The 12,510-nt window shown below is 71.2% G+C and carries 12 protein-coding genes; 3 read left to right on the top strand and 9 right to left on the bottom strand.

Features of this window, described 5'->3' with window-relative positions:
- Positions 1-20 precede the first annotated feature (20 nt).
- The gene (locus tag JOD48_RS02410) at positions 21-1,112 is read left to right on the top strand and encodes an NAD(P)H-quinone oxidoreductase (RefSeq protein ID WP_307823929.1); all 1,092 of its coding nucleotides are present in this window, start codon (positions 21-23) and stop codon (positions 1,110-1,112) included.
- A gap of 46 nt (positions 1,113-1,158) precedes the next feature.
- Positions 1,159-1,842 (top strand): bacterial proteasome activator family protein, encoded by a 684-nt coding sequence (locus JOD48_RS02405; protein ID WP_239527313.1) that lies wholly within the window; start codon positions 1,159-1,161, stop codon positions 1,840-1,842.
- A 25-nt stretch (positions 1,843-1,867) separates the two neighbouring features.
- Here JOD48_RS02405 and JOD48_RS02400 read toward each other — a convergent pair whose 3' ends face one another.
- The 5 genes from JOD48_RS02400 to JOD48_RS02380 all read right to left on the bottom strand — a co-directional run bounded on the left by JOD48_RS02400 (position 1,868) and on the right by JOD48_RS02380 (position 7,624).
- The gene (locus tag JOD48_RS02400; protein WP_307823928.1) at positions 1,868-2,761 is read right to left on the bottom strand and encodes an EamA family transporter; all 894 of its coding nucleotides are present in this window, start codon (positions 2,759-2,761) and stop codon (positions 1,868-1,870) included.
- 107 nt (positions 2,762-2,868) lie between these two features.
- Complete coding sequence (locus JOD48_RS02395; protein WP_204807156.1) at positions 2,869-3,807, bottom strand: carbohydrate ABC transporter permease; 939 nt, start codon at positions 3,805-3,807, stop codon at positions 2,869-2,871.
- A complete protein-coding gene (locus JOD48_RS02390) occupies positions 3,804-4,793 on the bottom strand; it encodes a carbohydrate ABC transporter permease (RefSeq protein WP_191789848.1) in 990 nt (329 codons plus the stop codon). The genes JOD48_RS02395 and JOD48_RS02390 overlap by 4 nt, the downstream gene beginning before the upstream one ends.
- Before the next feature lie 180 nt (positions 4,794-4,973).
- The gene (locus tag JOD48_RS02385; protein ID WP_191789849.1) at positions 4,974-6,362 is read right to left on the bottom strand and encodes an ABC transporter substrate-binding protein; all 1,389 of its coding nucleotides are present in this window, start codon (positions 6,360-6,362) and stop codon (positions 4,974-4,976) included.
- A 254-nt stretch (positions 6,363-6,616) separates the two neighbouring features.
- A complete protein-coding gene (locus tag JOD48_RS02380; protein ID WP_191789850.1) occupies positions 6,617-7,624 on the bottom strand; it encodes a LacI family DNA-binding transcriptional regulator in 1,008 nt (335 codons plus the stop codon).
- Positions 7,625-7,850: 226 nt separating this feature from the next.
- Between JOD48_RS02380 and map the strand changes: the two genes are divergently transcribed.
- Positions 7,851-8,633 carry a type I methionyl aminopeptidase gene (gene map / locus JOD48_RS02375; protein ID WP_191789851.1) on the top strand — a complete coding sequence of 261 codons (783 nt, stop codon included), beginning with the start codon at positions 7,851-7,853 and terminating at the stop codon, positions 8,631-8,633.
- Positions 8,634-8,709: 76 nt separating this feature from the next.
- On the opposite strand, the gene JOD48_RS02370 is transcribed toward map, so the two are convergent.
- The 4 genes from JOD48_RS02370 to JOD48_RS02355 form a co-directional block, all read right to left on the bottom strand.
- Entirely contained in the window at positions 8,710-9,156 is a 447-nt protein-coding gene (locus JOD48_RS02370; RefSeq protein ID WP_307823926.1) for a GNAT family N-acetyltransferase, read from the bottom strand.
- Positions 9,157-9,268: 112 nt separating this feature from the next.
- Positions 9,269-10,210: an HAD family hydrolase gene (locus tag JOD48_RS02365; protein ID WP_307823925.1), complete on the bottom strand. Its 942-nt coding sequence runs from the start codon at positions 10,208-10,210 to the stop codon at positions 9,269-9,271.
- The gene (gene serS, locus JOD48_RS02360) at positions 10,207-11,520 is read right to left on the bottom strand and encodes a serine--tRNA ligase (RefSeq protein ID WP_204807152.1); all 1,314 of its coding nucleotides are present in this window, start codon (positions 11,518-11,520) and stop codon (positions 10,207-10,209) included. The genes JOD48_RS02365 and serS overlap by 4 nt, the downstream gene beginning before the upstream one ends.
- 85 nt (positions 11,521-11,605) lie before the next feature.
- Positions 11,606-12,508, bottom strand: a complete 903-nt coding sequence (locus JOD48_RS02355; RefSeq protein WP_204807150.1) for an ABC transporter ATP-binding protein — start codon at positions 12,506-12,508, stop codon at positions 11,606-11,608.
- Positions 12,509-12,510 lie beyond the last annotated feature (2 nt).

The raw sequence follows: 12,510 nt of genomic DNA, 5'->3' as shown, positions 1-12,510 counted from the left end.
GACGTGCGTACTAACTATCGGTGCACTTGCCCCAGGGACCTAATCCGGTCATCCAGGGCAAGCTGGAGGCTTCGTGGAGGATTCCGACGAGGCCCGACACCCGCCCTCGTCGACGAGGCCGTAGTGTCTTTCGTGTGCGAGCCGTCACGATAGCCGCCCCGGGTGGCCCAGGGGAACTCACCGTGTCCTACCTCCCTGACCCCGTCCCGGGTCCGGACGAGGTGCTGATCGACGTCGTCTCGAGTGGCGTGAACCCTGCTGACCTGCTACAACGTGCCGGAAAGTACCCCCCGCCAGCGGGTGCGCCGGTATGGCCGGGTCTCGAGGTATCTGGGGTGATTTCGGCCGTCGGGTCGCGTCTCACAGGATGGGACGTCGGCGACGAGGTCGTCGCGCTGCTCGACGGGGGCGGCTACGCGGAGAAGGTCTGCGTCCGGGCGTCCCAGGTGCTCCCTCTGCCGGGCGGCGTCTCGCTCGTCGACGGCGCCGCGCTCCCCGAGGCGGTGTGCACCGCGTGGAGCAACCTGGTCGACGTGGGGCGCCTCGCCCGCGGCGACGTGCTGCTCGTGCACGGCGGGTCGGGCGGGGTCGGCTCGGTCGCGACGCAGATCGGTGCCGCGCTCGGAGCGCGGGTGGTCACGACCGCAGGCGGACCCGAGCGCGTCGCCCGCTGCCTCACGCTCGGTGCCGACGTCGCCGTCGACCACCGGACCCAGGACTTCGTGGCCGCGGTGCGCGAGGCCTCGGGCGGCGCCGGTGCGGACGTGGTGCTCGACGTCGTCGGGGCGGCGTACCTGACCGACAACCTCCGCGCGCTCGCCACGGGCGGGCGGCTGGTCGTGATCGGGATGCAGAAGGGGCGCCGCAGGGAGCTCGACCTGGGCATGCTGCTCGCCAAGCGCGCGACGGTCGCCGGGACGACCCTGCGCGCCCGCCCCGCCGAGGAGAAGGCCCGGCTGGTCCGTGACGTACTGACGCACGCGTGGCCCCTGGTCGAGCAGGGGCGGGTGCGCCCCGTGGTCCACGCGAGGCTGCCGCTCGACGCGGCGGCCGACGCTCACCGCCTCATGGAGTCGGGCGAGGTGTTCGGCAAGGTCCTGCTGGTGCCGTGAGCGCCGGGCCGTCGCGCTCGGCCGCCGTTCGGGACAGACTGGGTGCATGAGCGACGACGCGCGAGGCGACCTGTCCCCCGAACGGTCCGAGCAGCCCGCTCCCCCGGATCGGGGGCGCGAGCGGGGCGCGGGCACCGGCTCCGGGAGCGGGCGCGGCTACACGGTCATCTCCCCCGACGGGACGGAGGTCGCGCCCGACGGGTCGGACGACGAGGCCTCGCGCGAGGGAGCGGTGGGAGCGACGGACGAGGACCGCGACCCGGGCGCGGCCGTCGAGGAGCCGGCCAAGGTCATGCGCATCGGCGGCATGATCAAGAGGCTGCTCGAGGAGGTCCGGGACGCGCCGCTCGACGAGGCGGCCCGCAGCCGGCTCGCCGAGATCCACGAACGGTCGCTCAAGGAGCTCGAGGAGGGCCTGTCCCCCGAGCTCGTCGCGGAGCTGCACCGCATCTCGTTGCCCTTCACGGACGACACGGTGCCGTCCGACGCCGAGCTGCGCGTCGCGCAGGCGCAGCTCGTGGGGTGGCTCGAGGGGCTGTTCCACGGCATCCAGACCGCCCTCGTGGCGCAGCAGATGGCCGCGCAGGCGCAGCTCTCGCAGATCCGTCGGGCCCTGCCGCCGGGAGCGATCCCCGTCCCCGGCATGCCGGGCCACCCCGCGCAGCCTGCACCGCCCGGCGTGCGACGCGAGGGGGACGACGGCCGCCCCTCGCCCGGGCAGTACCTGTAGGGACCTCTCGGAGCGGGTGCGCGCGCTATGCGGGCGGCGGGTCGGTCCGCTGCGCGGTCATGGCGATGGCCCCGGAGACGAGCAGCAGTCCGACGAGCTCGAGCCAGGAGGGGAACTGCTGGAGCACGACGGCGCCGATCACCACCGCGGTCGCCGGCAGCATCGCGAGCAGCACCGAGAACGTCGCCGCGCTGACGCGCCGCAGGATGAGCTGTTCGAGCACGTAGGGCACGACCGACGAGCACACCGCGATCCCGACGACGGCGAGCAGCAGCTGCCAGTCCTCGAGCACGGCGCCCGACGACGGCGCGAGGAACGGGGCGAACACCAGCGCCCCGGCGGTCATCGCCACGGAGAGCGACGTGACCCCCGACCCGGCCAGCGCGACGCGGCGCCCGAGCAGGATGTACGCGGCCCAGCACGCGGCCGCGATGCCGATCGCGACGAGCCCGATCACGACGTCCTCGTGCGGGAGGTCGGACGTGAGCGTGACCCCCGCGAGCAGGACCACGCCGACCGCGGCGACCGCGATCCCGCCCCGCTCGCGCCAGCCACGGCCGGTGATCGCCGCGACGGCCACCGGGCCGATGAACTCGATCGCGACCGCCGACCCGAGCGGCAGGTGGTCGATCGCGACGTAGAACGTCACGTTCATCGCGGCGAGCGCCACACCGAACACCGCGGCCCACGCGAGCGTGCGCCAGGTCCAGCGCTGCCGCCACGGGCGTCGCCAGGCGAGCAGCAGGAGGGCCGCGACGACGATGCGCAGCCAGGCGACCTCGGGTGCCCCGACGACGGTGAACAGCCCGACCGCGATCGCGGCCCCCAGGTACTGGGTCAGCCCCGAGACGACGAAAAGGGCGGGCGGCGGGATGCGGCCCGCCACGTTGCCGAGGGCACGACCGGGACGCGAAGACACGAGACGACCCTACGTCGGCGCCAGGAGTCCCCTCACGCACCAGCACCCCCGTGAGCCACGACGGCACCAGGGAGAGGGGGCCCACAGCTGTCGGGCGAGCAGGTACCTCACCCCTTGACGGAACCAGCCAGGAGGCCTCGCACGAAGTACCGCTGGAGCGCCAGGAACACGATGAGCGGCACGATCATCGACACGAACGCTCCGGCGGTGAGCAGGTGCCAGGCGTTGCCGCGCGTCCCGGCGAGGTCGGCGACCGCAACGGTCAGCGGGCGCGAGTCCTGGTTGGCGAACGTGAGGCCGACGAGGAGGTCGTTCCACACCCACAGGAACTGGAAGATCGCGAACGACGCGATCGCGGGCACGAGCAGCGGCATGAGGACCTGGAAGAAGATCTTGACGTGTCCCGCGCCGTCCATGCGCGCGGCCTCGATGAGGGACGAGGGGATCTCCTTCATGAAGTTGTGCAGGAGGAAGATCGCGAGGGGCAGCGCGAAGATCGAGTGGGACAGCCACACGGTCCAGAACGTGCCGTTGATGTCGGCGTCGACGTAGGCCGACAGGAGCGGGATGAGCGTGATCTGGATGGGCACGATCTGCAGCGCGAACACCGCGACGAACAGCAGGTTGCGCCCCTTGAAGTCGATCCACGCGAACGCGTAGGCCGCGAGGAGCGCGATCGAGATGGGGATGACGACCGCCGGGAGCGTGATGACGATCGAGTTGACGAAGAACGACGCGAGGTCGGCGGACCCGAAGAGGACGTCGTTGTAGTTGTCGAGCGTGAACTGAGGGTCGCTCAGCGTGGTCCACCAGCCGGAGCGGCGGATGTCGAGGGCGGGCCGGAACGACGTGACGAGGAGGCCGACCGACGGGATCGTCCACAGGATCGCGATGACGATCGCGAGGCCCGACGCCCACGGGGAGCTGAGCCTGCCCTTGACGGCGATCGCCCGACGTTCGGCGCGCGAGAGCTTGCCGACGCGCTGGATGTCCTTCGACGCCTCCGCGTCGACGGAAGCAGGCAGCGTGGGCGGGACGGCGGTCATCGGACCTCCTCGGAGAGGCGGAGCTGGCGGACGTTGTAGACCACGATCGGGATGACGAGGACGAACAGGATGACCGCGAGCGCGGCTCCCAGCCCTTCGTTGGACTGGCGGAAGCTCTGCGTGTAGAACTCGTTCGCCACGACCGACGTCCCGAACTGGCCGCCCGTCATGGTCCGGACGATGTCGAAGACCTTGAGGGTGCCCATGGCGATGGTCGTGACCACGACGACGAGCGCGGGTCGGATGCTGGGCACGGTGATGTAGCGGAACATCCCGATGCCGTGGAGCCCGTCGAGACGCGCGGCCTCGACGATGTCGTCGGGGATGGCCTTGATCGCGGCCGACAGGATCGTCATCGCGAACCCGGTCTGGATCCAGATCATGACGACGATGAGGAACAGCGTGTTGGTCGGCTGGTTGATGAGGAACTGCTGCGGGGGGATGCCGATCCACACGAGGAGCTGGTTGAGCAGGCCGGTCTGCTGGATGTTCGCCTGGTCGGGGCGGTACTCGTAGACGAACTTCCAGATGATCGAGGCGCCCACCATGGAGATGGCCATGGGCAGGAAGATCAGGCCCTTGGCGACCTTCTCGAAGCGGGTGCGGTCGACGAGCACCGCGTACACGAGGCCGATGAACGTCGAGACGATGGGCACGAGGATGACCCAGACCGCGGTGTTGCGCAGCACGATCTGGAACTGGTCGGTCGTGAACGCCGTGACGTAGTTGTCGAGGCCGACCCACTCGGCCCCGGTCTTGTTCTTGAACGACGAGAGGATGGTCAGGATCCCGGGGTAGACGAGGCCGAAGATCACCAGGAGGACGGCCGGTCCGAGGAAGCACAGCACGACGACCCAGCGCGGGACGCGTTTGGGCTTGTCGACGGCGAAGAGCAGGCCTCCCATCACGACGACGAAGAGGAGCATCGCGAAGACCATCAGGCCGAGCTTCTCGGCGGTGGTCTCCGGTGTGGTGAAGAAGTCCATGAGGGCCTCCGGTCTGCCCGACGGCGTCGGCGGGCTGGGGCGGTTCGGTCACCCGCGGTCGTGGTCCGGCGGGCGGGGTGGTGCTCTGATGCTCGGTCGCCTGCGGGGACGTGCTGAGCCGGGGCCCGTCGCGTGGACGACGGGCCCCGGCTCCTCACGCCTCGTTGCGGGCGTGCTCGGTCAGGAGGCGGGCCAGGACGCCTCGATCTGGTCGACGACCTCCTGGGTGCTGGCCCCGGTGAGCCAGTTGACGATCCCGGTCCAGAACGTCCCGGCGCCCACGGCACCCGGCATCAGGTCGGAGGCGTCGAAGCGGCTGACGGTCAACGGGTCGGCGAGGATGTCGGCCGAGAGCTTGTCGAACTCGGTCGAGAGGTTCTCCGGGTCGAGCCCCTTGTTGGCGCTGACCCACCCACCGTCGGGCGTGGCCTTTGCCTTGGCGTTGGCCCACTCGGCGCTCGACAGGTACGTCTGGAAGGCCTGGACCTCGGGGCGGTCGTTGAACGCGGCGACGAACTCGCCGCCCACCTCGACGGGCTTGATGTCGGTCTGGTTGGTCGGCAGGTAGAACGCGAAGACGTCGCCGTCCTTCGACACGTCGGTGCCCTCGGGGAACTGCGTCTGGTAGAAGTTCGCGGCGCGGTGCAGGAAGCACGTCCCGTCGAGCAGACCGAAGCCCGCGTCGGTCCACGGGGTCGTGGCGATCGAGTCGACCCCGCCGAGGCCTGCGTTGACCATGGCCGGGTCCTTGAGGACCTCGCCGGCGGCGTCGAACGCCGTGACGACCTGGGGGTCGTTGAAGGGGATCTCGTGCTTGTACCACTGGTCGTAGACGTCCGGACCTGCGGTGCGCAGCATCATGTCCTCGACGAAGTCGGTGCCCGGCCAGCCCGTCGCGTCACCGGACTCGACTCCTGCGCACCAGGGCAGCGCCCCGTCGTTGTCCTCGGAGTACTGGGCAGACAGCGCCATGAGGTCGTCCCACGTCTCGGGGACCTCGTAGCCGCTGTCCTCGAACACGGCGGGCGAGTACCAGACGTACGACTTGACGTTGGCGCCGAGCGGGGCGGCGTAGAAGACGCCGTCGACCGTGCCGTAGTCCTTCCAGGAGGCTTCCCAGTTCTCGTCGACGTTCTTCACGGTCGCGTCCGGCGCCGGGACGATGGTGCCGGTGTCCCGCACGATCGTCTGAAGGAGGCCGGGCTGCGGCAGGTAGGCGATGTCAGGTGCGTTGCCTGCCTTGACGCGGACGAGGAGCTGGGCCTCGAACTCGCGGGAACCCTCGTAGTCGATCGTCACGCCCGTGCAGTCCTCGAACGGCTTGTAGGAGTCCTTCTGGGTCTGCGCCTCCGGGTCGACGATCGAGGTGTAGACGTTGACGGACGTGCCGTCGAGGTCGCCGAACTCCTCGTAGGGGGCGCAGTCGATGCTGGACGCCTCGCCGGACGAGCCGGACGTCTCGTCGCCCCCTCCGCTACCGCCGCAGGCGGTGAGCACGAGCGCGAGGCTTGCTCCGCCGGCGACGGCCGCGAGGGCACGGCGCTTGGGTGACAGGGTGCTTCTGGTCATGACATTCCTCCACAGCGTTGTGGTGCTGACATCGCGGTCGGCCCGCGGGTGTCGCGGTCCATCGTCCTCGACTCGACCGCCCCACTTGCCATGCAAGCGTTTACATCGCTGTTGCGCAAGCGCAGGAGGCCCGTTCGCGAGTAACGATTCCGTTACTCATGACGCCTTGCAACCGCTCACGGTGGTCGCGCTCCCACCCCTGGTGACCTGCGAAAGCCCGTCAGCAAGCCGGAAAGGGGGTCAGCAGGTCCCGATCACCGGCGACGCGGCTGCGACGTCGACGACCGACGGACCAGGTGCGTCGGGTAGGTCAGGCTCTCGGGCACCGGGGCGCCGTTGATCATCTCCATGAGCAGCATCGACGCGTCCGCCCCCTGCTGGTAGGCGTCCTGCCCGATCGTCGTCAGCCCGACGAGCTCGCCCAGGTCGTGCCCGTCGACCCCGATCACCGACAGGTCGCGCGGCACGTCCAGGCCCAGGTCGCGCGCCGCGAGGATCGCGCCCATCGCCATCTCGTCCGACGCCGCGAAGATCGCCGTGACGTCCGGGCGACGACGCAACAGCTCCTTGGTCGAGGACCGCCCACCCGCGACGTCGAAGCCACCGTTGACCATCAGGTCCGGTGACGGCTCGATGCCGGCCTTGCGGAGCGCGCGCTCGTACCCCGTCGAGCGCTCGACCGGCGGCGACCAGGACGAGACCAGGTCCGGCTGGCCCGTGATGTGCCCGACGACCCGGTGCCCCAGGTCCAGCAGGTGACGGGTCGCCAATGAACCGGTCCGCACGTCGTCGAGGCGGACCGTCACCTGGTCCGCCGGCCCCGAGCCCACGAAGGCCAGGGGCGTCCCCAGCGCCACGAGCGAGGCCACCTCGTCGTCCTCGAGCGGCAGCCCGACCACGAGCGTGCCGTCGACACGGCGCCGCAGCACCGTCGGGTCGACCGTGCGGCGCGGACGCCCGTCGTCGACCTCGAACGTGTAGAGCAGCACGTCGTAGCCCACCGAGCGCAGCGCCCGCTCGGCACCCTCGATGACGTTCGCGAAGAACCACCGGCTCACCCACGGCGTGATCACGCCGATCGTCCGGGTCCGCCCGGTCGCGAGCGACGCCGCCGACGGCGACGGGACGTACCCCAGCCGCTCGGCCTCCGCGCGGACCCGTGCCCGCGTCGAGGCCGACACGTTCGGCAGCCCCCGCAGCGCACGCGAGACCGTCGCGGTCGACACACCAGCCGCTTGCGCTACCTCGTCAATTCCTGCCACGAGGAGCGATTGTCCCCCGTCCACGGAGCAGAAGCGATTCACGGCGCGGGCGGACGACGACGATCCGGGCGGCGCGGGCGGTTCACGACGGGCCCCCACGAGCGGCCGCGGAGGCCGCGCGGTTGCACCCCGGGCACCCTCCCGTGACACCCTGGGAACAGGTCGGAGGCCGCCGCGACTTCCCGCGGCGACCCGGCACGCACCCGCACGCACCGAGAGGAACACCATGATCGAGCTGAGGACCCCCCGCGAGATCGAGCAGATGCGCCCGGCGGGCCGCTTCGTCGCGGACGTCCTCACGCAGGTCGGCGCGGCCGCGAAGGTCGGCGTCAACCTGCTCGAGCTCGACGCGATGGCCCACGAGATGATCAAGGACCGCGGCGCCGAGTCCTGCTACATCGACTACCACCCGTCGTTCGGGGCGAGCCCCTTCGGCAAGGTCATCTGCACGTCGGTCAACGACGCCGTGCTGCACGGCCTGCCGTTCGACTACCGCCTCCAGGACGGCGACCTGCTGAGCCTCGACTTCGCGGCGTCGGTCGACGGCTGGGTCTCGGACAGCGCCGTCTCGTTCGTCGTCGGGAACCCGCGGGCGGGCGACCGTGGTGCCGCGGACCAGAAGCTCATCGTCGCGACCCAGGAGGCCCTCGCCGCAGGGATCGCGGCCGCGCAGCCGGGCAACAAGGTCGGCGACATCTCGGCCGCGATCGCCGCCGTGGGCCACGGGGCGGGCTACCGGATCAACACCGACTTCGGCGGGCACGGCGTGGGCCGCACCATGCACGGCGACCCCCACGTGCCCAACGACGGCCGCAAGGGCCGCGGCTTCCCCCTCAAGCCGGGCCTCGTGATCGCGATCGAGCCGTGGTTCCTCGAGACGACCGACGAGATCTTCACCGACCCCGACGGCTGGACGCTGCGCAGCGCCGACGGCTCGCGCGGCGCGCACTCGGAGCACACGGTCGCCATCACGGAGGACGGCCCGCTCGTCCTGACGGCGCGCGACTGACCCTCCCCGGCTGACCGCGAGGTAGGACGTCCTGAGCGAAGTAGTGCGCAGGGCGTTCTACCTCGCGCAGAACGTCCTACCTCGCCGCGACCGACCTCTTGTAGAACGTCGCCGAGTCCTCGTAGCCGAGCGCGCGGTAGAAGTCGCCCGACCGTCTGCTCGCGAGCGACACGTAGGCAGCCCCGGACTCGGCAGCCCAGGTCTCGGCAGCCAGCATCATCTTCCGCCCGACGCCCTGACCACGAAGCCCTGGGTCGACCATGACCTCCTCGACCCAGACCACGGTGCCGTTGGCGAGGAACGTCGGGTGACGGTGCGCCAGCAGGTACCCGACGGCGCCGCTCCCCTGGTCCGCGACCAGCAGCAAGGCGTCGGGAGCCGCCAGCAGCACCCCGAACGTCGACTCGAAGGGTTCGCGGCGCGGCCTGAACGACGTCGCGAAGTCACGGGCCAACGGCCAGACGGCGTCGAGGTCGTCGGCCGCGGCCCGCCGGACGATCGTGGTGGCTGCTGCGTCGTTCACGCGCGCAGCCTAGCGGGGCCCCGCGAGGTAGGACGTCCTGCGCGAAGTAGCGCGCGGGGCGTTCTACCTCGCGCAGCGCGTTCTATCTCGGCACGGGGATCAGCGAAGAGCATCAGACCAGGCTGCGCAGCACCGCGACCGCACCGGCCTCGTCGATGCTGCCCGTGACCTCGTCCGCCGCCGCCTTGACCTCTGGCTCGGCATGGCCCATGGCCACCCCGCGACCCGCCCAGCGCAGCATGTCGATGTCGTTGCTGCCGTCACCCACGGCCACCGTCGCGCCCGGGGCCACGCCCAGCAGCCCGCGCACGCGCTCGAGGGCGCTCGCCTTGGTCACGCCGAGCGGCGCGATGTCCATCCACGCGGTCCAACCCACCGCGTACGTGACGTCGCTCAGCCCCAGGGACCCGGCCAGCGCGCTGAACTCCTCGCTCGTCGACCCCGGGTTGCGCACCACGACACGCGTGACCTCGCCCGACCACAGCTCCTCGAAGTCGACCACGTCGTGCACGCCGTCGAGCTCACCGTGCGGGAAGAGGTCGTTCATGCGGAAGCCGATCCCGACGTCCTCGACCGCGAAGAGCGCGTCCGGGAGCTGGTCGCGCAGCAGCCGCAGCGCGTTCTCCGGGTTGAACGTGATCATCTCGTCGACCACGTACCCCGTGGGCGACGCGTCGTCGAAGCGGGCCGTCACGGCGCCGTTCGAGCACACCATGTACCCCTCGGTCAGGCCCAGGCGCTCGGCGATGGGCAGCACCGCGATGAGCGACCGCCCCGACGACAGCAGCACGTGGTGCCCCGCCGCGCGCACGGCGGCGATCGCGTCCGCGACACCGTCGCTCAGGACGTCGTCGTGGCTCAGGATCGTCCCGTCGATGTCGAGCGCGACGAGCAGCGGCCCCTCCCCCGGACGGGCCGGGTGCGCGGCACGGGCCGCGTCTGACCGGGCGTCCGCGCCCGACGGCGTCACCTCGCCCGGGTGCGACGGCGCGCTCGCGGGAGCGACGTCGTCGGGCCGGGGGGTGCTCGTGGCGACCTGCGAAGGGCCCGTCACTCTGTGCCCCTCGACGTGGACTTCGACGACGCGACCATGGGCTCCAGGACCTCGAGCCCGCCCAGGTAGGGCCGCAGGCCCTCCGGGACGCGGACCGAGCCGTCGGGCTGCTGGTGGTTCTCGAGGATCGCGACGATCCAGCGCGTCGTGCCCAGCGTGCCGTTGAGCGTCGCGACCGTGCGGGTCTCGGACTTGCCGTCGACCTCGACGCGCTCGCGCACGCCCAGGCGGCGGGCCTGGAACGTCGTGCAGTTCGAGGTCGACGTCAGCTCGAGGTAGCGCTCCTGCGTCGGCAGCCAGGCCTCGCAGTCGAACTTGCGGGCCGCGCTCGACCCGAGGTCGCCCGCCGCCGTGTCGATCACCCGGTACGGCAGCTCGCACTTGCGCAGCATGGCCTCCTCCCAGGCGAGGAGACGCTGGTGCTCGGCCTCGGCGTCGGCCGGGTCGACGTAGCTGAACATCTCGACCTTGTGGAACTGGTGCACGCGGATGATGCCACGCGTGTCCTTGCCGTACGAGCCGGCCTCGCGGCGGTAGCACGCGCTCCAGCCCGCGTACCGCTTGGGGCCGTCCGACAGGTCGAGGATCTCGCCCGAGTGGTAGCCCGCGAGAGCGACCTCGCTCGTGCCGACCAGGTACAGGTCGTCGGCCTCGAGGCGGTAGATCTCGTCCGCGTGCTCACCCAGGAACCCCGTGCCCTGCATGATCTCGGGGCGCACGAGCGTCGGCGTGATGACGGGCGTGAAGCCCTCCTGCGTGGCCTGGTCCATGGCCGCGTTGAGCAGCGCGAGCTCGAGGCGCGCCCCGACCCCCGTCAGGTAGTAGAACCGGGCGCCCGACACCTTGGCGCCGCGCTCGGTGTCGATCGCGCGCAGGCCCTCGCCCAGCTCGAGGTGGTCGCGGGGCGTGAAGCCCTCGGCCGCGAAGTCGCGGACGGTGCCCTCCTCGCGGAGCACGACGTAGTCGTCCTCGCCGCCCGGGGGCGCCCCCTCGATCACGTTCGAGATCTTGTACAGGATCGACTTGAGCTGCGCCTCGGCGTCGTCGGCGTCCTTCTGGCGGGCCTTGACGCCATCCGCGAGCTGCTTGGTGTGCGCGAGCAGGGCGGTCTTCTCGTCGCCCTTCGCCTGCGCGACCTTCTTGCCCAGGGACTTCTGCTCGGCGCGCATCTGCTCGAAGTCCGTCAGCGCGCTGCGACGGCGGGAGTCGGCGTCGAGCGCCTGGTCCACGAGGGCGGGGTCGTCGCCGCGAGCCACCTGGCTGGCGCGGACGACGTCGGGGTTGTCGCGCAGAAGTCGAAGATCGATCACCACTAGAGGGTATCCAACGTGCGGGAGGGCGCGGCACGGGGCCCGCCGACGGTGACCGGCACGTCACCCTCGGCGGGCGGGTCCGTCACCCTCGGCGGCCCAGCGGGATCACCAGGGGCGTGCCCGTGACCGGGTCGTCGATGATCGTGCAGCGCAGCCCGAACACCTCCTCGACCAGCTCGGCCGTCACGATCTCGCCCGGCGCCCCCTGCGCGACCACGGCCCCGTCCTTCATCGCGACGAGGTGCGTCGCGTAGCGGCAGGCGTGGTTGAGGTCGTGCAGCACCGCGACGAGCGTGCGGCCCTCGCGGTTGAGGTCGCCGAACAGCTCGAGCAGCTCGATCTGGTGCGCGATGTCGAGGAACGTCGTGGGCTCGTCGAGCAGCAGCAGCTCTGTCTCCTGCGCGAGCACCATGGACACCCACACGCGCTGGCGCTGCCCACCGGACAGCTCGTCGACGGGCCGTGCCGACAGCGGCGTGACCTGCGTGGCCGCGAGCGCCCGCACGACGGCGTCCTCGTCCTCGCGCGACCACTGCCGCAGGAGCTTCTGGTGCGGGTAGCGGCCACGGGCCACGAGGTCGGCGACGGTGATGCCGTCGGGCGCGATCGACGTCTGGGGCAGGAGCCCGAGCCGCCGCGCGACCTCCTTGGCCTTGTAGGACGTGATGGTCTTCCCGTCGAGCACGACCTGCCCGGCGCTCGGGGTGAGCAGCCGCGACAGGGCGCGCAGCAGGGTCGACTTGCCGCACGCGTTGGGCCCGACGATCACGGTGAAGGACCGGTCGGGGATCGCGACGTCGAGCCCCTGGGACACGATGCGCTCGTGGTACCCGATGCTGAGGCCTTCGGCGCGCAGCCGAGGCTCGCCGGGCTCGCCCGGCGCGCCAGGCCCAGCCTGCCCGACGGCGGCGCCCGCCGAGGGAGCGTCGGCCGCGGCCGAGGTCGTGGTCGCCGGGGTCGCCGGCGTCGTGGTCGTGGCGGTCATCG

The organism is Oerskovia paurometabola, from assembly GCF_016907365.1.
Classification (GTDB): Bacteria; Actinomycetota; Actinomycetes; order Actinomycetales; family Cellulomonadaceae; genus Oerskovia; species Oerskovia paurometabola.
This window is presented reverse-complemented; position numbering and strand designations above follow the sequence as displayed.

What these genes read in the sequence shown, in the direction of transcription:
- JOD48_RS02405 (WP_239527313.1), top strand. Translation starts at nt 1,159, where the DNA reads ATGAGCGACGACGCGCGAGGCGACCTGTCCCCCGAACGGTCCGAGCAG.
- JOD48_RS02395 (WP_204807156.1), bottom strand. Translation starts at nt 3,807, where the DNA reads ATGACCGCCGTCCCGCCCACGCTGCCTGCTTCCGTCGACGCGGAGGCG.
- JOD48_RS02390 (WP_191789848.1), bottom strand. Translation starts at nt 4,793, where the DNA reads ATGGACTTCTTCACCACACCGGAGACCACCGCCGAGAAGCTCGGCCTG.
- JOD48_RS02385 (WP_191789849.1), bottom strand. Translation starts at nt 6,362, where the DNA reads ATGACCAGAAGCACCCTGTCACCCAAGCGCCGTGCCCTCGCGGCCGTC.
- map (WP_191789851.1), top strand. Translation starts at nt 7,851, where the DNA reads ATGATCGAGCTGAGGACCCCCCGCGAGATCGAGCAGATGCGCCCGGCG.
- JOD48_RS02355 (WP_204807150.1), bottom strand. Translation starts at nt 12,508, where the DNA reads ATGACCGCCACGACCACGACGCCGGCGACCCCGGCGACCACGACCTCG.